This is a genomic window from Pontibacter pudoricolor (assembly GCF_010092985.1).
GTDB classification, from domain to species: Bacteria; Bacteroidota; Bacteroidia; order Cytophagales; family Hymenobacteraceae; genus Pontibacter; species Pontibacter pudoricolor.
The window spans coordinates 1433630-1456014 of the sequence record NZ_CP048106.1 but is presented as its reverse complement, the minus strand read 5'-3'; the positions used below and the strand labels follow the sequence as shown (position 1 = coordinate 1456014).

The window sequence follows — 22385 nt, the reverse complement described above, 5'->3', positions numbered from 1 at the left end:
TTTATAACCTTTAACGAATGAAAAATACAATCACCCGCGTAGCTATAGTTTGCCTGATCTGGTTTTGTGGTCTAAGTGCTTTTGCCCAGAACAGAACCTTTACCCGGCAGGATACCCTGCGCGGTTCCATCACCCCGGAGCGCGCCTGGTGGGACCTGACCTATTATCACCTGAGCGTACAGGTAAATCCTGCGGACAGCACCATCAAAGGGATGAACACCATTCAGTATAAAGTGCTGGAGCCAAAACAGGTCATGCAGATAGACATGCAACAGCCCATGACCATAAACAAGGTGATACAGGATGGAAAATCGCTCACTTTTAAGCGTGACGGAAATGCCTATTTTGTGCAGTTGGCAGCAGACCAGAAGCCAGGCAGCGTGAACAAGGTAGATGTTTATTTTGGCGGGAAACCTACGGTCAGCACAAATCCTCCCTGGACGGGTGGTATCACCTGGAAGAAGGACAGCAAGGGCAACCCGTTTATCGCTAATTCAAACCAGGGAAGTGGAGCGAGCATGTGGTGGCCCTGCAAAGACCATATGTACGACGAGCCAGACAGCATGCTCATCAGCGTACGCGTGCCGGAACACCTGATGGACGTATCGAATGGAAGACTCCGCGGCGTGGAGCAGCATAACGATCGTACAAAGACTTACCACTGGTTTGTAGATAATCCGATCAACAACTATGGGGTGAACATCAGTATCGCAGATTATGCGCATTTTTCGGAGAAGTACCAGGGCGAAAAGGGTGTGCTGGACTGCAATTATTATGTGCTGAAGGAAAACCTGGATAAGGCCAAAGTGCAGTTTAAAGATGCCGGACGCATGCTGCAGGCATTTGAGCATTGGTTCGGGCCTTACCCGTTCTATGAAGATGGTTACAAACTGGTGGAAGTCCCTTACCTGGGCATGGAGCACCAGAGTGCCGTTACCTATGGCAACGGCTACGAAAATGGTTACCGTGGCCGTGACCTGAGTGGCTCGGGTTGGGGCCTGAAATTTGACTTTATCATTATACACGAATCCGGGCACGAGTGGTTTGCCAACAACATCACAAACAAGGATGTGGCCGATATGTGGATACACGAGAGTTTTACCAACTACTCCGAAAACCTGTTCCTGGATTATCATTTCGGCAAGCAGGCCAGCAGCGAGTACGTGATTGGAACAAGGCAGAATATCAAAAACGACCGGCCTATTATTGGGGTGTATGGTGTAAACAAAAGCGGCTCGGGGGACATGTATTACAAGGGCGGTAACATGCTGCACACCTTGCGTCAGATCGTGGATAATGATGAGAAGTGGCGCGGCATCCTGCGTGGATTAAATAAGGACTTTTACCACCAGACTGTTACTACCCAGCAGGTAGAAGATTACCTGAGCCAGCATGTGGGCCGCGACCTGAAGCCATTCTTTGACCAGTACCTGCGCGATGTGCGCATACCCAAGCTGGAATACCAGGTAAATGGCAAAAAGCTGAACTATAGATGGAGCAACGTGGTGCCCGGTTTTGATATGCCTGTAAAGGTATTTGTGGATGGAAAAGAGCAATGGCTGGAACCGACTACTGAATGGAAAGAGTGGAAGACCCGCAAGAAAAACCCTGTCGTAAAAGTTAGCCCTGATTTTTATGTAGAGGCTGCCGTCGTTAAGAAGTAATATTAAACGCTTATTGTAGAATTCGGGCGCATCTGCTGAGCAAGCCTTCAGGTTATTGTTCAATCTGACCAGGCCGATTTATAGATGGTTTTTATGAAGTGCCCCTGCCAGTCAGCGTTATTAACGCTGACTGGCAGGGGCACTTATAGTTTAAATCTGACAACTATAGTTACAAAGCTCTGCAAACTATAGGAATAGCCTTAAGTGGCGCAATGAGCTATGGCTATAGTTTAAGAAGGAGATACTTATAGTTAAGAAAGAGTTTGGTTTTTCTGCTTTAAGATGGACTTTACGTATACTATAGTTAGTTTCTATGTCCTCTGTTTTTACATTTAGCTACACGTTTTGCCAACATACTTATTCGGGTTGGCTTAGTACAAGTTTTTTGATTCCCTCTACTTCCTTTTAATTTTTAATTCATGCAACGATGAAGGTTTGTTTTAGACTAGTTGTGTGCCTCATGCTTTTGTTAGGCTTCACAATGCAGAGTAACGCCCAGGATCATGCGAAACAGAGTCAGGGTCACGATGGCCATAAAATAATTACCAAAGATAAAATGCAGTGGTCGGAGGGGCCGGCAGGTTTGCCCGCCGGTGCTAAACTATCAGTACTGGCAGGTGATCCAACAAAAGAAGGGCCTTTTACAATAAGGTTAATGTTCCCGGCAAACTATAGAATAAGTCCGCACTGGCACCCTACTCCCGAGCATGTGACCGTTATTGAAGGAGCCCTTTATATGGGTATGGGCGACAAGTTAATGGAGAGTAGTGCTACCGAACTGCAGCCCGGAGGATTTGCCCTGATGCCAGCTAAAAGTGTGCATTATGCTTTTACAAAAGCTCCGACAGTTGTCCAGGTCCATGGTACGGGACCTTTCCAGATTACCTATATTAACAAAGCGGACGATCCGAGAAATAAAGAAAAAATGCGCTGATAAACATCAAAGTTGAATAAGAGTAAAACACAGGTTTGTACAGTGGCTGCTTGTAAAGCCCTGCATGTTGACGTATAAACTATAGTAATAATTTAGTAAGATTTAAAAGCCGCTCTGTTCAGACAGAGCGGCTTTTGCTTTAGCATCCCTACAACTGCAATACATAGCTGAACCTGGCCTGGTAAAGAAGTAGCTTTATCGCGAACAACTGGTCTTAAGCAGGGTATGAGCTCAGTTTATCGTTAGGCTTTCTGGAAATTTGCTTTAACTTTAAATATCGCATAACTTTTACACCCGCCTAACTGCCAAACGAATGAAAAAACGCTTACTGTCTGTTTTACTGTTTACGCCCTTACTTGCATTTGCGCAGGGCAAACCGGCACCAGATCTGGTAAAATATGTAAACCCGATGATAGGTACTGCCAAGATGGGCCATACGTACCCGGGAGCTACCGTACCTTTCGGCATGGTGCAGCTTAGCCCCGACACCGATACGATTCCTTATGAAGTAAATGGCAAGTATAACAAAGACGTGTATAAGTACTGCGCCGGCTATCAGCACGACGACGAAACCATAGTTGGTTTCAGCCATACGCATTTCAGCGGTACCGGCCACTCTGATCTGGGTGATTTTCTGATTGCTCCTACAACCGGTAAACTGCAGCTGAATCCGGGTACCGAAGACAAGCCGGAGAGTGGCTACCGTTCGGCATTCTCGCATGCCAACGAAGTAGCCGAACCAGCATACTATAAGGTGAAACTCGACGATCATAACATAGTGGCAGAGCTTACGGCCAGCAACCGCGTGGGCATGCACCAGTACACATTCCCGAAATCTGACGAGGCGCACATCATCTTAGACCTGATGTCGGGTATTTATAATTATGATGGAAAAACCACCTGGACCTTTGTGCGTGTAGAAAATGATACCCTGATCACCGGTTACCGGCAGACCAATGGCTGGGCCCGCACCCGCACGGTTTACTTTGCTATGGCTTTCAGCAAGCCGTTTTATCAGTATGGCAACAAAGATTTTGCAGAGGCGCAGGTTTACAAAGGCTTCTGGCGTAAGTTCGATCAGACTAAAAATTTCCCGGAATTTGCCGGCAAAAAAATACGGGCATATTTCGATTTCAAGACGGAAGCAGGAGAGAAGATCAAGATTAAGTTTGCCCTGTCGCCGGTAAGTACCGAGGGTGCCCTGGCTAACATGAAAGCCGAGATACCGCACTGGGATTTTGAAAAAGTAAAACGCGAAGGGCAAGCCGCCTGGAACAAAGAACTGAACAAGGTTGTAGTGGATGCCGGTAAAGACGATCTGGTGAATTTCTACACTGCCATGTATCACGCTTTCCTGGGGCCAACCACCTACATGGACGTAGATGGCAAGTACAGGGGCCTTGACATGAATGTGCACCAGGCAGATGGCTTTACCAACTATACCAGCTTCTCACTCTGGGATACCTACCGTGCACTGCACCCCTTATTCAATATCCTGCAGCCTGCCCGCAACAACGATATGATCAAGTCTATGCTGGCGCACTACGACCAGAGTGTACATAAAATGTTGCCGGTGTGGTCGCATCACGCCAACGAGAACTGGTGCATGATCGGGTACCACGCGGTGCCCGTTATTGCGGATGCGGTGATGAAAGGGAATGCAAATTTTGATGTAAACCGGGCGCTGGATGCCTGTGTGCAAACTGCCCGCACCCGCTACTACGATGGCCTGGAATATTACATGGAGATGGGCTATGTGCCGGAAGACAAAAATGGTTCTTCGGTATCTAAAACACTGGAGTATGCTTACGACGACTGGTGCATCGCGCAAATGGCAAAAAAACTTAACCGACAGGATATTTACGAAGAGTTTAGCAAGCGTGCGCTCAACTATAAAAATGTGTTTGATGCTAAGTCGGGCTACATGCGCCCTAAACTGAGCGACGGAACATGGAAGCAGGAGTTTGACCCACTGGATACGCATGGACAGGGCTTTATTGAGGGGAACTCCTGGAACTATAGTTTGTACGTACCCCACGACCCTGCTGAGATGATTTCGATGATGGGAGGAAAGGTGCGCTTTGTGCAACACCTGGATTCATTATTCACGATGGAACTGCCTGATAAATACTTCGAAAATACGGAAGATATTTCACGTGATGGAATTATCGGAAATTACGTGCACGGTAACGAACCATCACACCATGTAGCTTACCTATACAACTGGACCGATCAGCCCTGGAAAACCCAGGAGCGCACGCGCATGGTCTTGAAAGCAATGTATAAGCCAACTATAGACGGGCTTGGCGGCAACGACGACTTCGGACAAATGAGCGCATGGTATATTTTCAGTGCGTTGGGTTTTTACCCGGTAGCTCCCGGCTCAGAACAATACGCCATCACCAGTCCCAATGTGAAGGCTGCAACTATAAACCTGGAGAACGATAAAACATTTACTATAGATGTGAAGAACCAGAAAGACAAAAATGTGTACATCCAGAAAATGGAACTGAACGGTAAGCCTGTTAACCGCACTTACCTGACACACACTGAAATCATGAGTGGTGGAAAGCTTACCTTCTACATGTCTGACAAGCCAAATAAGAAGTTAATGGCAATCGCTCCTTAACAGCGGGCTGGTAAATTATAAAAAAAGGAAAGGCCTGCAGTTTTGAATACCTTTCCTTTTTTATAGTTTACCAAATTTATTATTTCTGAATTTCAGGCTGTTTATGTGTTGAGAAAGAATATGTTACTGCGCAATCACATGTTCCAGTTTTTGGTTTATCCTCCTGCGCTACCTGGTTCATTTTAAGTTTCCTGCCACTCAGCATAGGTAATTGCGGTACATATTTTATGAGAACTGATCCCTGATTTCTACCGTTTTCCAAGGCTATAGTTGTTTTTGAAATCGGTGCACTTTGCAAATGACACGGATCAATCAGAAATGTACTTTATTAGATTACTGATCTCTGCCTGATTCAGAAAGCGCCATTGGCCAGGCGCTAGATTGCCCAGTTCAAGGGTTATGATGCGGGTCCGCACGAGCTTCTCAACCTGGTAACCTAACTTGTAACACATTCTCCTGATCTGCCGGTTAAGGCCCTGTGTCAGTATGATTTTAAAGGTAATTTCATCTACCTGGCTGACAATTGCGGGGCGTGTTCTCTGGCCCATGATAACGATACCTTCAGCAAGCCGTTCAAGCGCCTGTTGTGTTAAAGGTTTATCTACAGTTACCAGGTATTCCTTTTCCTGGTGTTTTTCAGCATGAAGGATATTAAATAAGGTTCTGCCGTCATTGGTGAGTAACATAAGTCCTTCTGATGCCTTATCAAGTCGCCCGACAGGGTAAACTGTTTCGCTATAGTTTAATGCCTGTATAAGGTTATTATCTATCTGGGTGTTTAAGGTGGATTCTATGCCGCGTGGTTTATGATAGGCGATGTAAACATTCTTTCTTGATTCTCTGATCACCGTTTCATCTAACTGAACTTTATCTTCCGGCTGTAGTACCTGGTTTAAGGTGCCTTGTCTGCCATTTACCAAAACCCTCCCCGAAAGAATATAGTTGATAGCAACTTTATTGGATACGTTTAATTTCTGAACTATAAAATACTTGAGAGAGGAGTTGAGCGCTTTCATTGGTGTTAGAAACGAAGAAAGTAAAATAACATGAATTGTATTAAGATGTAAATTAACAAAGACTTACCGGCTGAACTGCTATTTTTTTTGATAGACCTGTGATGTCTATAGTTGACTTAGACGGATCAAAGCTGACCACGATTTTTTCATAACTAGAAGTTGTGTGGATTTTAAGAAGGAGAAAACGAGCCATGGTTGTTGTTTTCACCATAGCCGTCAGGGTAAGCTGTTTCGGACAGCTGTGTCCGAAACTTTTCTGCTGCGGACATCCTTGTCCGCATAAAAGGAAGGCTTAACAGCTATGGTAATAATCCATTGAGCTGGTTCTAATACTTGCTGGTGAAAACACCATAGCATGGGCGTAACGCAGAGGAATATAAAATTCTAAACAGCTTCCTATTGTAAAACTTTCAAAAGATCAGAATGCCTAATGAAGAATAGTGCTCTCAAGGTCATTTTACCATCTGAATCTTACTAAAGTGATGGTGCAGAACATACTGCTCATTTCCTCGTTGATAGTAGCAGTATCCAATTTAAAATAAAATAAAGCTAATGGAGCAGAAGTCCCTGATCGAAACTATAGAAAAGCAGGAATGGCTGGAAACTGCCGGTGATGCCGTTCAGCCTGCTGTGTTAAACGCCTTTGAAGCCGCCGGCGAGTCGGGACGGGTTATAAAGGATGCCATGCACGGAACATGGCTCGGGCATCCGTTGCATCCTGCCATAACAGATGTGCCGATCGGGTCGTGGACAACTGCTGCTGTGCTGGATACACTGGAACTGATGGGTGAAAAAAGGTATGCTCCCGGTGCCGATGCGGCTGTAGCTATCGGGCTTGTGGGGGCAGCAGGGGCAGCCATAACCGGACTTACCGACTGGACAGGCACCAATAAAGGAATGCGGAATGTAGGGCTGATGCATGGGATGTTAAACGCAGGTGCTACTGCTCTCTACCTGACGTCGCTGTTGCTTCGGCGGCGCAAAGAAACCCGTAAAACGGCTATTGGGCTGTCTATGCTCGGGTATGGCGTGGTGAGTGCGGGAGCTTACCTTGGCGGGCAACTGGTTTTTGGTATGCAGACCGGCGTAGACCATACCGCCACCTCAGCGGAACCACCTTCAGATTTTGTTGCCGTATTGCCGGAAGCAGAATTAGCAGATAACACAATGCGCTGCGTGCAGGCAGGGGAAGTGCCGGTACTGCTGGCCCGCAAGGAAGGTCAGATCTATGCACTCGCTCATACCTGCTCGCACCTGGGCGGCCCACTTTCAGAAGGGGAGTTGCTGGATGGACTTCGCGTGAAGTGTCCGTGGCATGGCTCTGTTTTCTCGCTGGAAGATGGCAGTGTAGCAGAAGGACCGGCCACAGCGCCACAACCTAAGTATGAAGTAAGAACTATAGCCGGACAAATAGAAGTGCGCCCTGCATAACAACAGCAGACTCCGGCCACGCTATAGTTTATAGTTTAGCAGATGATCCTATGTAGTAGATTCTACCCACTATAGTTCTAGTTAAGCCTATAGTTGTGAAGTGATTTTAACGCGGTATGACGCCAGCCAATTGCTCAAACGCGTAGGACGCGAGCGGAAGTAGTACATTCCTGCAACTCATTCTTATGAAATGGCTCCGTCAGCATAACATAATTCTGTCATTCTGAAACATCCTGATGGTTAGCATATCAGCTTAACCTTACTTACAATAAGTTTCTTGACAGAATTGCATTAAGCATTAACTATAGGTTTTGGAGATAAACGACCCGGTTCACCTGGGGTGTAAAATGAGGAATGATTTCAGAAATATATCCTACAACCTGGATCACCTATTTATCAGACTCCTTTTCTTCGCATTCCAGCAGCCATGCTTCTGCATCCACCACAGCATTATGTGTCGAGAGCCCCAGCGCAGGTTCCTGCCTGAAAGCTTTTACCGGGCCGTTTATGCGCAGTTTGTCTGAGTGCATCACTTCCCTGTATACCTGTTCACTCACTCCTGTAAGGTATAGTTTACCGTTTACATCTTTTAGTATCGAAGCATAGTCGGACAGCACAGAAATGAGCGTAGCATCCAGGCTCTTCCGGCCCCTCAGGCGCAGTATAACCACGGGGTTCTGCGCATTTTCAGGTTTAGGTAATAAATGTTCCAGCGTCCTGGCGCCGGCATAAAATAAGTTACCATACACGTTCAGCACTGTTACCTGGTTTCCTTTCAGGGTTTTGGGTGCCTTGTGTTCCTCTATCTTTCCATCCGATTGTTTTTTAAGCTCCACCAGCGTTATTTCGGTAGATGATTGTGTAACATACAGGAAAGCAGAGAGAAGCACGCCTATCCCCACTGCCGTAGGAATAGGCAATATCAGCGTGGCGCCAAAGGTAACTCCTCCTGCCAGTAACGATGGCCATGATTTCCATCCGGAGTTCCAGGTTGAAGCGATGTCTGAAAGTTTGATGCTCCGGATTCCGGCCAGTATGAGCATGGCACCCAGGGAGGGCATAACAGTTCGGGCAACTATGCCGGACAGTGCCACAACGATGAACGTCATCGCCAGGCCGGAGAAAATGACAGCCCAGCGGGTTTGCGCCCTGGCCAGCACATTTACGGCCGTAGTGCCCAAAGATCCGCCAACTGGCAGGCCCTGCATAAAACCACTGGCAATATTCGCTGCGCCCTGAGCTATAAAATCACGGGAGGTGCTGGTGGCTTCCCCATTTTTATTAGGAACATTCTGGCTGACGCCAGCACCCTGTATCAGGATGACGATGGCTACAGCTATAGCCCCGGTAATAATATCTATACTGATAGCTGAAAAAGGGGGCATGATTAGGCTCGGGGTGCTGCCGCTGATATCACCAATATCCTGCACAACTTTTACGCCCTCCAGCTCAAAAAAGTAAACTATAAGTGATGGAATGGCGATAGCAATTAGTGCAAAGAATTTTTTAAGCGGGGTTTTCTGTAAGAAGATGGCAAGCAGGATAGTTAATACGGCCATGCTTACGGTAGTTAAATGAACCTCGTTGATGTGCCTTAAAAGATCAACTGTCTGGAGGATGCTGTTATCTCCATTCGGAGCATAGCCGGTGGCGGTTGGGAGCTGGCTCATGACCAAGAGGACCGAGATACCGGTCAGAAAACCGGTCATAACCGAAAAGGAAACAAAGCGCGTCAATCGGCCCAAGCCCAACAGACCCATTATAGTCTGAAAAACACCGATAAGAACTACCAGCAGGAAAAACACATTTGATCGGTCTTCCGCTGGCAGATTACCTATAGTCTGGCCCGCCATGATCGCCGAAGCACTTGTGGCTGTTATCATCATCAACTGGGTGCTGGAAAAAACACCTCCTACAATAGGTCCTGCTATACAGGCATACAGTCCGTAAATGGGGTTAACGCCCGCTAGCAAACCGTTCGCCATGCCATCCGGCAGGCTACTGACAGCGGTCGTCATTCCGGCGATGCCATCCTGCTGGAGCTTGTTGCGCGGCGGTACTTTTTTAGATGCGTTTTGCACCGCATCCCGCAGCACGGAAAGCCCTGGCAAATGAAACTCATTCTCCGGTGTTGTGGCCTTATCTTCAGCGGTAGCTTCTTCCATGAGTTATAGTTTTACAGGTTCTGCTATTTGCTCTTGTGTTCTTAAATGACCGGAGACAGGGAAAGTTACCTGTCCTGGTACAATCCTCCTGCGCGTATGCTGCTGATCTGTGTAGAGACTCAAACTATAGTTTCTGCCAGAAATTCGCCTATTTTCCATAGTTGATATCGGGATTAGTAATTTCATTTTGTTTTCTTTTTCCGAGCCACCAGGCCAGCGGGAAGAGGATAGCCATGCTGATGAGCGAAATGATGATAACCATTACAAGCGGGCCCCTGCTTTCGAAACTTAACGTGGCTACCACGGTGGCCGCTGCAATGTTACGCTGGGCGGTGGCAAGACCTATCAGGTGCCGGATACCCGGCGACCAGGCAATAAGGTACCCAATACCATAGCAACCCAGAACAAAAACGATTGCAGCCAGAATTGCCCCGGACCCGAATAAGGCTATTACGGTTCCGAAGTAGAGAACCAGGGAGGTTAAGAACAGCAGAACCAGTGTTATACCGGATAGTTTTGCAGCCCAGGGCTGTAGCAGTTGTGCCCACTCAGGCAAGTAACCCTTAAGCAGCATTCCGGCAGCCAGCGGCAGGAGCATGGTCAGTAACAGTGGTTCCAGAATACTCCAGGCGCTCACATTTGCTTCAGGTAGTGCCATAGGTACCACAAGGGGCATAAAAAGTGCCGTTGCCGGTAATAGCAGAATTAAGCAGGTGGCTGCAAGTGCAACATCTACCTTTGCCATTCCGGCCAGTTGTATCAGGAACGGAGCCCCGGCTCCGCACGCTGCTAATATAAGCCCTGCCTCCAGTGTAGGGTGCAGGGAGAAAACTTTTATAATAAGAATAGTGAGAGCCGGTACAAGTAAGAAGTTGGCCATTAAGGCCAGTATAACCCCTTTTCTGTTTTTAAGTGGCTCCACAATCTCCTGCATTGTATAGGGGAGTCCGGCAGAAAACATACTCAGCACCGAGAAAACAGGTACAATAAAGTTCAGAAACCGGGTTAGAAAATCATCCATATTTTTAAAAGGCTAAGTGTATATTCCCGGCAGTTCCTGCATATTCTGTAGAAGAAGAGTTGTTTAAAGTAAACGTACAGGCGCATCATGGGTTAGTGGAAACAGCCCGAATATGCATTATAGTAAGATCCTGTAAGTCAGAGACCTCAAATGTCTAAAGAGATACAGCTACTAGAAACTAATTTTTAGGTGACGGAAGGGAGCCTGATATACAAAGAAGTGTAGTACAATGAATGAGCAGGTTATCGAACTACAGATACTTATCCCATATTGCTACTTTAAAGCATTTAATGACCTGGCAATTCTTTATCCTATACTATTTTTATGTAATGAGCTGTAGCGTAGATCGCTTTCATTCGTATAGACATTAACAGTGCGAAACCTGATACTGAGCGGCCTGAGTAAAACTATAGTTGGATAAAGGAAGCAGATGTAAGAACAATTTGGTATTACAGGCTCACTGTTTAATAAATACTCTAAACCCACGAATTGCGGATAAATATCACCCACTCCATCCGCAGCTGTACATTCACTTTTTTGATATTATCTGGAGAGGTCCGAAGTGGATGGCGGCTATAATATTGCCTTTTGCTTGTTAGGTATGCTTTCAAGTAGGGGAGAATGTATTATTAGAGATATAATCTAAGATCGTATGAGTTCACAAGGTCAACCAAACTTCCTGCTTATTGTAGTGGATGATATGGGCTATTCTGACTGCCAGCCTTTTGGCGGAGAGATCAGCACACCTAACCTGCAGCAACTGGCAGACAACGGGGCACGCTTCCGGAATTTTCACACTTCTGCACTGTGCGCGCCTACGCGGTCCATGCTGCTTTCCGGCTGCGATAACCACCAAGCCGGATTGGGTAATATGCCGACAGCGCATGCTACCAACCAATACATGCAGCCCGGCTACGAAGGCTACCTGAACAAAGATGTGCTGACGATTACTGAAATTCTGAAAGAGGCTGGCTACCATACCTATATGGCTGGTAAATGGCACCTGGGCGAGTTGGAGGGTTTCAGGCCCCATGCCAGGGGATTTGAACGAACTTTTTCTTTTTTAGGAGGTGGCGTCAGTCACTTTAAAGACCAGCGGGCCCTGAGCGAATTTGAGCAGCCGCACACAGAGTACTCGGAAAACGGAGAAACAGTAGAGACCCTGCCCGATGATTTTTATTCTTCGGATTACTACACCGATAAAATGATACAGTACATCACCGAACAGGGCGATGGTGATCCTTTTTTTGCTTACCTGGCCTTCACTTCGCCCCACGACCCATTGCATGTACCGGATAACTGGCTGGACAAATACAAAGGCGTGTATGACGGTGGTTACGATGCGATCCGGGAGCAGCGCCTGCAGCGAATGAAAGAGCTTGGCCTTGTACCGAATGATCTGACCCCAAATGAAGGCAGCGGGGAGTTTAAAAAGTGGAATGAGCTGACAGAGGAAGAACGGACAGAGGCGTCACGGAAAATGGAGATCTATGCCGCCATGATCGAAAACCTGGACTGGAATTTAGGGCGCTTGTTCGATAAACTGAAAGAACTTAATAAATTCGACGATACCATCATTTTCTTTTTGTCAGATAACGGCGCCAACCCTAAGGAACCTCACTTTTACGCTCCGAATACCAAGGAGTCGATTGCCAGGGAATATGATAATCGCCTGGAGAATTATGGCAGGATCAACTCATTTATTTCCATAGGCGGGGCCTGGGCCGAAGTGGCCAATACCCCGTTGTCTTACTTCAAGATCACAACCTATGAAGGCGGCACGCAAACGCCCCTTATAGTGTCGGGCAGGCGCATGCACAAACGCGGAATCGTTACCGATGAAGTGCTTCACGTTACCGACATCCTGTCTACTATCTTAGACTTTGCCAATATCAGGTATCCGAAGGAGAAAGAATTAAAGCCACTTTACGGAACTTCCCTAAAGCCCTATCTGCAGGAAGAAACCAAACAGCCGGTACGAAATACTTTTGATGTTCTTGGCTTTGAAATAACTGAATGCAAGGCCATTATGAAAGGTGTCTGGAAGCTGATCTTTATGCCGCCACCCTATGGCGAAGGAGACGAATGGCATTTGTTCAACCTTAAGGAGGATCTAAAAGAAGAAAACAATGTTGCCGCACAATTCCCTGACAAGTTCAACGAGCTGAAAGCCGATTGGAATGCCTATGCGCTTTCGGTGGGGTATATCAGAGCAAATGAGGAAAGAGCTGTTGCCAAACTGGGATTTGAAGAATTTTACCGTTTCGATCCGAAGCACCGGATAGATCCTGAAGCGGGAATCGGTGAAGCCGCTAGAAAGCCCGGCAAAGCGCCTAAACAAAGTGCGCCTAAGAAGAGTGCTCCTAAACAGAAAGCATCTAAAAAGAACATTGAACCAACCGAGTTGGGCGATTAATGATAGAGCGTATGTCTGTGTGTCTCATCTGCATAGTTGCCTTATCCAACATCGTTTTGTAATACATGAACATAAAACCGGTAAACAGAGAGAAGCCAATAGAGCCTCCGGAAGACCTGCTTCCGGGGGAGGCAACGCTCAAACGCACCGTTGAGGAAAGCCGCCAGAAGCAGACAAAAGTATCAACGCTGAAAGATGATGCCAATGCCGGACTGACGGTGGCCATGAACGAGATACCGGACGGAATGGCCTGTGGACTGCTGGCTGGGGTAAGCCCCATTATGGGGTTGTTTGCAGCAGTTTACGGTTGCCTGGTAGGTGGTATCTTCAACAGCTCGAAATTGATGATCATTTCCACCACCAGTGCAGCTGCTTTTCTATTATATCAGCTTACACAGGCTTACCCGGAAGCGCAGCGCGTAGATGCCCTGCTTTTACTGGTCATTCTCTCAGGTGCACTTATGATCCTGATGGGGTTGCTGAAGCTTGGAAACCTGGTGCGATTTGTTTCGCACTCTGTTATGACGGGCTTTCTGGCGGGCATTTCCATCCTTACCATCTTAAGTCAGTTGCCAACGCTTTTCGCTATCCCGGCGGAGGGGGCGAATAAAGTACTACAAACTATAAACCTGTTTCAGAAAATACATTTAACCAACTGGCACGCACTCATTCCCGGACTGGCTACCATCTTTTTTATGTTAGTGCTGCCCAGAACGCCCTTAGGCAATAAATCGGCTATAGTTTCCATTGCTCTGCCGTCGCTTTTTATTTTTTTCATGAAATGGGCTGATGTAGAAGTTGTGCATGATGTTGGGGAGATACCAAATGGATTGCCTCCCTTTCGGTTGCCCGATTTCTCTTTGCTACAGCCAGCCTTATTCAGTGGTGCGCTTTCCCTGGCTCTTATCTCCCTGATTCAGGCGGCTGGTGTGAGTCAGAGTGTACCTAATCCGGATGGTTCGCGGTCCAACACATCCAAAGATTTTATTAGCCAGGGCATCGCCAATGTTACCTCCGGGCTGTTCGGCGGCATCGGCGTTGGCGGCTCATTAGGGTCCACTTCGCTAAACATTGTATCGGGGGCCAGGAGTCGTTGGGCAGGCATCTTTTCGGGTTTGCTGGTGCTGGCACTCGTGCTGCTGCTCCCAGCTTTGATAGGGAACGTAGCCATGCCGGTTCTGGCGGCTATCATGATCTATGCCATGGCTAATTCCCTGAAACTGGAAGAGAATATGCAGGTATGGCATGCCGGATGGGCTTCCAGAATCGGCTTGATCAGTACCTTTCTGGTTACGTTGTTTATGCCCGTGCAGTACGCGGTACTGATCGGTGTCCTTCTCTCGTTTACCCTTTATTTCCTGACATCGTCACGGTTGGTAAAGCTGCACCGACGGGAGCTTGTAAACGAAAGCTGGTTTAAGGAAATAGCCATGCCTGCTGAAATAGAAAGTGAGGCTATACACATATTTGCGGTCGATGGTGATCTGCATTTTGCCGGTGCCCGGATCCTGGAGAACCAATGGCCGCTCATTGCTCCACAAACCCGGCGACCTGTGATTATCCTAGAGATGAGGGGCCGGAATAACATTGGTGCAACTCTGACCGAGGTGATCGAGAATTTTTATGAAAAGATAAAAAAGGCGGGAGGCCGGTTTTACATCACTGAACTGGGAGAGAACAGTTTTGCCGCCTTTCAGGCACAGGCTACCCTGGAAGTTTTAGAGGGCATAGAACTACTGAAGAAAGAAGAGATCATAGGTAAAAGCACCATACAAGCGGTTCAGGATGCACAGGATTGGCTTAAAGGTGGAGAAATCGCAAATACAAAAGTGCTCTCGTAAAACTAAGCTTAGAACTCACATTTAGAGGAAATAGAAAATGAACCAATTAAAAGGAATACACCACGTCACAGCCATCACCAGTAGCGCGGAAAAGAACTATGCGTTTTTCACGAATATATTGGGCATGCGCCTGGTCAAGAAAACAGTTAATCAGGATGATATACAAACCTATCATTTGTTTTTTGCCGATGACGTGGGGAGTGCAGGTACTGACATGACCTTCTTTGATTTTCCGGGTATTCCAAAAGGGATACACGGCACAAATGAGATCTCGAAGACATCGTTTCGGGTGCCAACCGATGCTGCATTAGATTATTGGGAAAAACGATTTGACCGGCTGGAAGTGAAGCACTCCGGGGTTAATGAACAGTTTGGTAAGAAGACACTTTCGTTCGTCGATTTTGATGATCAGCAGTACCAACTGATATCCGATGAGACAGATAAAGGAGTGAAAGCGGGAACACCCTGGCAAAAAGGCCCCGTCCCGCTGGAACATGCTATTACAGGTTTAGGGCCAGTATTTGTGCGCATTGCCAACTTTGATGCATTTAAGGAAATACTTGAAAAGGTATTGTTATTCAAAGTGACTGCCAAGGAAGGTGATTTTCATTTATTTGAAATGGGTGAAGGAGGTAACGGTGCCTCGGTTATAGTTGAAGATAACCCTGATCTGCGGCAGGCACAACAAGGTTTTGGCACGGTACATCATGCAGCTTTTCGTGTAGCCGACCGGGTCGTGTTAGACGAATGGACAGCGCGTATGAGCAACCTGGGATTACCTACATCAGGATATGTTAACCGTTACTTTTTTGAGTCCTTGTACACAAGGGTGGCACCTCAGATTTTATTTGAGCTTGCGACGGATGGTCCCGGATTTATGGGCGATGAACCTTATGAAACGCTGGGCGAGAAATTGTCTTTGCCTCCCTTTTTAGAGCCAAAGCGAGCACAAATAGAGAAATTAGTGCGACCAATTGATACGGTGAGAAGCACTATAGAATTCAAAAAAGAATAGATACTATATAGACAGTTGACCAGGCAGCAATGTAGAACATTGGATTAGAAATAAATTTTGATAGGACCATCTATTAAAAGCTTATAACCTATTATAGGTGGCCCGATAGTTTATCTGGCATTCTTCCAATTCAAGTGTTTTATTATCCACCAAAACCGGCAATATCTCCGTTGGCTACAACTATCGTGTTGTTTGGTTTTTTATGGCTGAGGTGCAATGAGATGGCTTGTTTTACCTTGTATTCTTAGAAAATTAATCAGCACATTTTAGCGAAACAAACTTACATCGCATTTGAACTTATACCTATGCCTGCAAAGTTGTAATAGCACAGCATAGGTATATAGCTGTGCATGTATAAGTCTCACTTTAAATTTTCGCTACTATGTTAAAAAAGCGCATCTCTCTACTGGTTTTCCTTTTTGTATCTCTGTTTGTTTCGGCAAACCAGGTACAGGCGCAAACCATACCTGGCCACGAAGCCTGGCTGCATCAGTATAATGCGGCTATGAAGCAGGCAAAAGCAGAACACAAACCTGTGTTGATGGTTTTTGCGGGTTCTGACTGGTGCAAGCCCTGCATTCTGCTAAACAAGGAAGTATGGAATACAGACGCGTTTGCCAGGTACGCAAAAGATAACCTGGTGCTTTTAGAGCTCGATTTTCCGAGATTTAAAAAGAACCAGTTACCAGCCGAGCAGGTAAAGCATAACGAGCAGCTGGCCGAAAAGTATAATACAGAGGGCATGTTCCCGCTGGTAGTGCTGGTGGATGAAGATGGAAAAGTAATTTCTAAGACCGGATATAAAACCGGAGGCCCCGAAGCTTACGTACAACACCTGAATAAACTGTTGCACCACTAATAGAAAACCACTGCCCATGCTGCATCGCCTTAGCTTACTTGTTATACTTAGTTTGCTACTGATGCAAGCAGAAAGCATTGCCCAGGGAGCACCTTCTTCTGCCAAAGCGCACAAGAAGGTGCTCCTTTTAATGGGTACCCGTTTTGAACTGGTAGCAGTGTCGGAGAACGAGCAGCTGGCTACCAAAGCCATAGATGCAGGCGTAAACGAAATAAAACGCATCGAGGCCCTGATCTCGGAATGGCAGCCCACCAGCCAGACCAGCGCCATAAACCGCGCGGCAGGCTCCATGCCCGTTTCCGTTGACCCGGAACTATACAACCTCATTTCCCGCAGCATAAAAATTTCTAAGCTTACTGATGGTGCTTTTGATATCTCGTTTGCAGCCGCTTATAAACTATGGAAGTTTGATGGCAGCATGACCCGACTTCCTGCTCCTGAAGATGTGGCTGCCTCTGTGAAGCATATCGGGTACCAGCGCATTAAACTCAACCCTGCCAACTATAGCGTATACCTGGAAGATCCGGAAATGAAGATCGGGTTTGGAGCGATCGGCAAAGGATATGCGGCTAACCGGGCCCGGGATGTGATGCGTAAAATGGGCATTAAAGCCGGAGTAGTGAATGCCGCTGGCGACATGACCACCTGGGGCAAACAACCCGATGGCCAGCCCTGGTATGTAGGTATTGCCGACCCTGCCGAAAAAGATAAAGTATTCAGCTGGCTTACGGCCAGCGAAACAGCGGTCGTTACCTCCGGCGACTATGAAAAGTTTGCCCAAATAGATGGCAAACGCTATGGCCACATCATTGATCCCAGAACCGGCTACCCGGCCACCGGTATAAAGAGCGTGACCATTATCTGCCCTGATGCCGAGCTGGCTGATGCCCTGGCGACCGCTACCTATGTACTTGGCCCGGAGGATGGTTTATACCTGATCAATCAACTGAAAGGAGTGGAGTGCCTGCTGATAACGGATAAAGATGAAATGCTTGCCTCCGATAACCTGAGCCTGCACTTTTATCAGAACAGGAAATCCCCTGAGAAAGATAACAAAACAGCCAAAGCACAACCGTAATCCCCTGAACTATGAAAATGCACTTCAAACCATTAGCTGTTTTTGCAGGCCTGCTTATAGTTGGCTTGCTGAGCAGTTGCGAAACGGTAAAGCCTTATCAGAAGTCGTATCTGAACGAAGAAGAAATGCAGTTGAGTGCCCGCAAGGTGCAGACGTTTGAAATGAATTTTGAAAGCTACCGGGAAGGGGCATCCGGGGCGACAGGCGGTAAAATGGGAGGAGGCTGCGGATGCAACTAAGGTATATCGGGATGTTGGTGGCCTGCTCGGTGGCTACTGCAACGATGGCGCAAAATACAACAACAGCAACTGCTAAAGGCCGCAGGACACGTGAATTGTCGCCGGCTGAAGTAAACATACTTGGCAGCTATTATAGCCAGACAGGAGAACATTCTCCGGTTACGGGTGGCATTGGCACCGAAGAACTGACCGATGTGACGCCCACCATTATCGTGAATGTGCCGCTGGATACGGTTACTAACCTGAACGTGAATTTCGGGATGGATTTCTATACTTCTGCATCTTCGGATCAAATAGACTATAACGTTTCCGGTGCTTCCAAATCGGACACCCGTACCCACCTGAATGTAGGGATAAGCCGCCGCAACAACGCCCGCCGCACGATAAAGGGCATTACCATCGGCGGCTCCACCGAGTACGATTACCAGTCTGTTTCGGTAGGAGCGAACTGGGCTATCGTTTCTAAAGACGGAAACCGGGAACTAAGCCTGGGTGCGCTGGCCTTTTTCGATACCTGGTCGCGTATTTACCCCATCGAGCTGCGCGGTAAGGGACAATTACTGGACGAGGACAAACGCCAGTCCTATAGTTTGTCGGCTACCCTTTCACAGGTGATCAACCGGAAAATGCAGGCTGCGCTCTCATCAGACGTAGTGTACCAGACCGGTTTGCTTTCCACGCCATTCCAGCGGGTATATTTTGCAGATCAGGAACTTCCCGACATAGAGCGCCTGCCAGATACCCGGTATAAATATCCTGTCGGTCTGCGGCTTAATTATTACACCTCGGATTACCTGACCATGCGTTTCTTTTACCGCTTCTATACCGATAGCTGGGGTATGACAGCCAATACGATAGAGTTGGAAACGTCGATCAAAATAGGGCCGTTCTTTTCGTTTTATCCCTTCTACCGCTACCACACTCAAACGGCTGTAGATTATTTCTCACCCTACAAAGCACATTTATCCACCGAAGAACTGTATACTTCTGACTACGATCTGGCAGGAATAAACAGTCATAAAGTCGGGCTTGGCGTGCGCTACTCTCCGCTGGAAGGTATCACTCATTTCGGCCTGCCATTTTCCCGCAATACCACGCAGTTTAAAAGTATAGAAGTGCGTGGCGGCAACTACTGGCGAAGCGACGGGCTGAAGGCCTTTATTATCAGTGCAGACCTGGGCTTTACGATACCGGGTAACGAGTAGGAAGTGTCATTTTTTTGAAATTTAGCGGCGTATGAAACTGGTTTCTCTTGGTAATTGCAGGCATGGCATTTTCCTGTTTATGTTGTTGTCTATAGTTTCCACTGTGCATGCTCAGGTACCGGCTGTAACTATAGATTCAGTTAGGTATGGCCATAGCCCGGATACATTAGATCAGGTTATTAGAATAGAGGCTCAGAAAGAAAGCAGGCAAAGATCAACAGTCATAAAAAATGCAGCCTTTATAGTTGCAGGTGCTGGTCTCTGGACAGCGACTTTTGCCTGGGTGGATGAGCCGGTACAGCGCTTTATGTATTCCAACAGGTCACTGGTAGTTGATAAGCTAGCTTCTGTTGTAGAGCCACTGGGCCGGCAACATTATATGCTGCCACTTGCCGTAACAGCAGCAGCTACAGGTATGCTCATGAAAGATAAAAAACTGGAAAAAGCCGGCATACTGGCTACCGGTAGTATATTGGTGAGCGCAGGTTTTACAGAAGTACTCAAGCATCAGTTCCATCGGCACAGACCTGACAGCGGCGACGATAATCATTTTTTTGATGGCCCGTCGCTGAGTCCGGCCCATACCTCTTTGCCGTCTTCCCATACCACTACTGCGTTTGCAGTAGCAACCTCAGTAGCTTCCGTTTACCGTTACGAGCATCCTATAGTTCCGCCTTTAGCTTACGGTATTGCTTCTATGGTAGGGCTGTCACGAATAAACGATAATGCCCACTGGACAACAGATGTTCTGGCAGGTGCCTTGGTGGGATACCTTTCGGCAAAAGGAACGCTTTATTTATATGATTTGCTAGACCAAAAACTGATGCTACGTAAACAAAAGCTGTTGATCACACCTCAGCCCGGTATAAGATCAGGTGGCGTTAGTGCACTGCTTATATTTTAAATTTGCTTTGAAGAAAGCCCACTTTATAAGGCCCTAATAAATTTTATTAGCGGACAAATTATCAACAGGAGGGGCCTGTATGGTTTTATTCAGCCAGTAGTAACTTTGCGTTCCGGGCGCTTTTCTCTCATACTGTAAGTCATCTAAGCTGATAAATAGAGCAACTCCTGTTGTTCCATAATTAAAAGATGGTACTAATGTAAAAGGTTTACGTCCCCAGCGGTTACGGTGAGATAAGTAGGAGAGATGGGATGAAAGAATACCAATTCCTGCTCCTACAAATACATCTGATTGCCAGTGCTTGTTTTTTAACATGCGTATAGCTGCCACACTGGTTGCAATGCCATATGCACCCACACCATACCACTGGCTATGATGCCTTAATTCTGTATGTACTATAGATGCCGCCAGAAAAGCTTGAGCGGTGTGTCCTGATGGCATAGCGTTCTTATCCTCTCCATTCGGGCGTTCCAGTTTTGTAACCTCTTTAAGACCAAAAACCATCGTAGCCATTAACGCTTCGGCTTTAAGGGTAACCAGCGCCGTGTTCACAAAATCGTTGTTTGATTTTACCTGTAACAGGTTTACAAGGGCCAGTTCTACATAGGGCGCTATCAAGAGGGGATTATCAAGCCACGTATCAAAGTTTGGATAAGCATCTAATATATCTTTGCGTGCGTCATAACTTGAGTAGATGCCATTATCCTTAATAGTGCTTACCCCATACCCGATAAGCACAGCCGGGATTATAGTTGCCTTAAACAGTTTGGTTTTATAGAAAGGTACTTTCAGACTATCTGGCCGGGACTTCTCATATTTTCGGAGGGTATCTGTTTCCTGTGCCATAAGTTCCTGTCCACACGAACCCAACATCAGGATGAAGGTAAGCCAGAGCGTAAATAAGTTTTTTATCATGTAACAGTGTTTAAGTTTGATGGTATCGATTACCTGGAGGGATACTTACAACCTGGGGAGAGTGGCTAAGTGATAGAAGAGACTACGCTAATTGGAAATGTATTTCGTGGTCTCCATCCAATTGGCATTATTAATATATAACGAAGAACTGAGTGTTATGATCCTGTTCTTCACTCGGTAAAAAGAAGGGCACACAAAATTTTCTTCAGTGCTTCGATAGGAATTGGTCAGTTGGAACGCACACCTGACAGAAAGTATCAGTTTGTTCTCAGATGCCTTGCTTTGGAAACAGATTCTCCATTGATCTTACTCGGAGTATTAGCACTTTAAAATTGGTTACAGTGTACGGTTTGAAGAGCTTTCATTGTATGTTACGTTGTTTATACCTTGTGATGTAAACATTTTCTATCACAGAAAGCAGGTATAAAGAGATCAAAAGCCAGATCAATCCCATAGTATAACCAGCAACCACATCGGTAGCATAATGTACTTTTAAATAGATGCGGCTAAACCCGACCAGTAACATAATAAGCGTAAGTAGCAGCGTTAGGAGCCAACGCCAGAATTTGCTTTCCACAGTGGTAAAAACTATATAGATAAGCAATCCGTGAAAAACGCCTCCAATCATGGCATGTCCGCTCGGAAAGCTTAATCCTGAGGCATTTATCAGGGCCATAGAAGGGCGGGGGCGTTGAAAGTATAGTTTCAGTATCTGGTTTAGAAGAGAACTTATAAAGGAGATAAGAAGTATGCGCAAGCTGTTCCAGCGCATATCTTTGTAAAACGAAAAAATTAGTATGATCAGTGCTGGTAGTATGATCAGGTAGTCTTCAGACCCTAAAAAAGAAATAGTTCGCATAAAATGTGTCATACCTGGCGAAGCAAGGTGATCAGCAATGGCAAACATCCTGGAGTCAAACCCTGTATCGCTATCTGTAAATACATCGTGCACTATGGAGTAAGTTACTAAAAGGCAAATCAGGAATAGAAGACTCAATGTTACTACCTTTACTGAAAGCAGCGCTATCAGGTGTAATAATGTTTGTCCCAAGC

Annotated in this window: 17 protein-coding genes; 12 read left to right on the top strand and 5 right to left on the bottom strand. The window is 46.6% G+C overall.

Going from position 1 to position 22385, the window contains the following annotated elements; translation table 11 throughout:
• Positions 1–17: 17 nt before the first annotated feature.
• The 3 genes from GSQ66_RS06275 to GSQ66_RS06265 all read left to right on the top strand — a co-directional run bounded on the left by GSQ66_RS06275 (position 18) and on the right by GSQ66_RS06265 (position 5227).
• Positions 18–1664: a M1 family metallopeptidase gene (locus GSQ66_RS06275; protein ID WP_162426678.1), complete on the top strand. Its 1647-nt coding sequence runs from the start codon at positions 18–20 to the stop codon at positions 1662–1664.
• A 481-nt stretch (positions 1665–2145) separates the two neighbouring features.
• Entirely contained in the window at positions 2146–2598 is a 453-nt protein-coding gene (locus GSQ66_RS06270; RefSeq protein ID WP_202923412.1) for a cupin domain-containing protein, read from the top strand.
• Between the two features lie 313 nt (positions 2599–2911).
• A complete protein-coding gene (locus GSQ66_RS06265; RefSeq protein WP_162426676.1) occupies positions 2912–5227 on the top strand; it encodes a GH92 family glycosyl hydrolase in 2316 nt (771 codons plus the stop codon).
• Positions 5228–5535: 308 nt separating this feature from the next.
• Here the strand turns inward: GSQ66_RS06265 and GSQ66_RS06260 are convergent, their stop codons facing one another.
• Complete coding sequence (locus GSQ66_RS06260; RefSeq protein WP_162426675.1) at positions 5536–6243, bottom strand: pseudouridine synthase; 708 nt, start codon at positions 6241–6243, stop codon at positions 5536–5538.
• Between the two features lie 552 nt (positions 6244–6795).
• Here GSQ66_RS06260 and GSQ66_RS06255 point away from each other — a divergent pair.
• Complete coding sequence (locus GSQ66_RS06255; RefSeq protein WP_162426674.1) at positions 6796–7674, top strand: Rieske 2Fe-2S domain-containing protein; 879 nt, start codon at positions 6796–6798, stop codon at positions 7672–7674.
• Positions 7675–8063: 389 nt separating this feature from the next.
• Here the strand turns inward: GSQ66_RS06255 and GSQ66_RS06250 are convergent, their stop codons facing one another.
• Positions 8064–9839, bottom strand: coding sequence for a SulP family inorganic anion transporter (locus GSQ66_RS06250; protein ID WP_162426673.1), 1776 nt, complete (start codon positions 9837–9839; stop codon positions 8064–8066).
• A gap of 148 nt (positions 9840–9987) precedes the next feature.
• Complete coding sequence (locus GSQ66_RS06245; RefSeq protein ID WP_162426672.1) at positions 9988–10860, bottom strand: bile acid:sodium symporter family protein; 873 nt, start codon at positions 10858–10860, stop codon at positions 9988–9990.
• A 652-nt stretch (positions 10861–11512) separates the two neighbouring features.
• Between GSQ66_RS06245 and GSQ66_RS06240 the strand changes: the two genes are divergently transcribed.
• The 8 genes from GSQ66_RS06240 (at position 11513) to GSQ66_RS06205 (ending at position 20417) form a co-directional block, all read left to right on the top strand.
• Positions 11513–13276, top strand: coding sequence for an arylsulfatase (locus GSQ66_RS06240; RefSeq protein WP_162426671.1), 1764 nt, complete (start codon positions 11513–11515; stop codon positions 13274–13276).
• A gap of 65 nt (positions 13277–13341) precedes the next feature.
• Complete coding sequence (locus GSQ66_RS06235) at positions 13342–15117, top strand: SulP family inorganic anion transporter (protein WP_162426670.1); 1776 nt, start codon at positions 13342–13344, stop codon at positions 15115–15117.
• Positions 15118–15154: 37 nt separating this feature from the next.
• Positions 15155–16132: a ring-cleaving dioxygenase gene (locus tag GSQ66_RS06230; protein ID WP_162426669.1), complete on the top strand. Its 978-nt coding sequence runs from the start codon at positions 15155–15157 to the stop codon at positions 16130–16132.
• A 382-nt stretch (positions 16133–16514) separates the two neighbouring features.
• A complete protein-coding gene (locus GSQ66_RS06225; RefSeq protein WP_162426668.1) occupies positions 16515–16991 on the top strand; it encodes a thioredoxin family protein in 477 nt (158 codons plus the stop codon).
• A gap of 16 nt (positions 16992–17007) precedes the next feature.
• Complete coding sequence (locus GSQ66_RS06220) at positions 17008–18069, top strand: FAD:protein FMN transferase (protein WP_238395839.1); 1062 nt, start codon at positions 17008–17010, stop codon at positions 18067–18069.
• 11 nt (positions 18070–18080) lie between these two features.
• Positions 18081–18308: a DUF4266 domain-containing protein gene (locus GSQ66_RS06215; RefSeq protein ID WP_162426667.1), complete on the top strand. Its 228-nt coding sequence runs from the start codon at positions 18081–18083 to the stop codon at positions 18306–18308.
• Between the two features lie 44 nt (positions 18309–18352).
• Positions 18353–19513 (top strand): DUF3570 domain-containing protein, encoded by a 1161-nt coding sequence (locus GSQ66_RS06210; protein WP_162426666.1) that lies wholly within the window; start codon positions 18353–18355, stop codon positions 19511–19513.
• A 31-nt stretch (positions 19514–19544) separates the two neighbouring features.
• The gene (locus GSQ66_RS06205; RefSeq protein WP_162426665.1) at positions 19545–20417 is read left to right on the top strand and encodes a phosphatase PAP2 family protein; all 873 of its coding nucleotides are present in this window, start codon (positions 19545–19547) and stop codon (positions 20415–20417) included.
• 33 nt (positions 20418–20450) lie between these two features.
• Here GSQ66_RS06205 and GSQ66_RS06200 read toward each other — a convergent pair whose 3' ends face one another.
• Together GSQ66_RS06200 and GSQ66_RS06195 are read right to left on the bottom strand one after the other, a co-directional pair.
• On the bottom strand, positions 20451–21332 hold the full coding sequence (locus GSQ66_RS06200; protein ID WP_162426664.1) for a phosphatase PAP2 family protein: 882 nt from the start codon (positions 21330–21332) through the stop codon (positions 20451–20453).
• A 361-nt stretch (positions 21333–21693) separates the two neighbouring features.
• Positions 21694–22383, bottom strand: coding sequence for a phosphatase PAP2 family protein (locus GSQ66_RS06195; protein ID WP_162426663.1), 690 nt, complete (start codon positions 22381–22383; stop codon positions 21694–21696).
• Between the last annotated feature and the right edge of the window lie 2 nt (positions 22384–22385).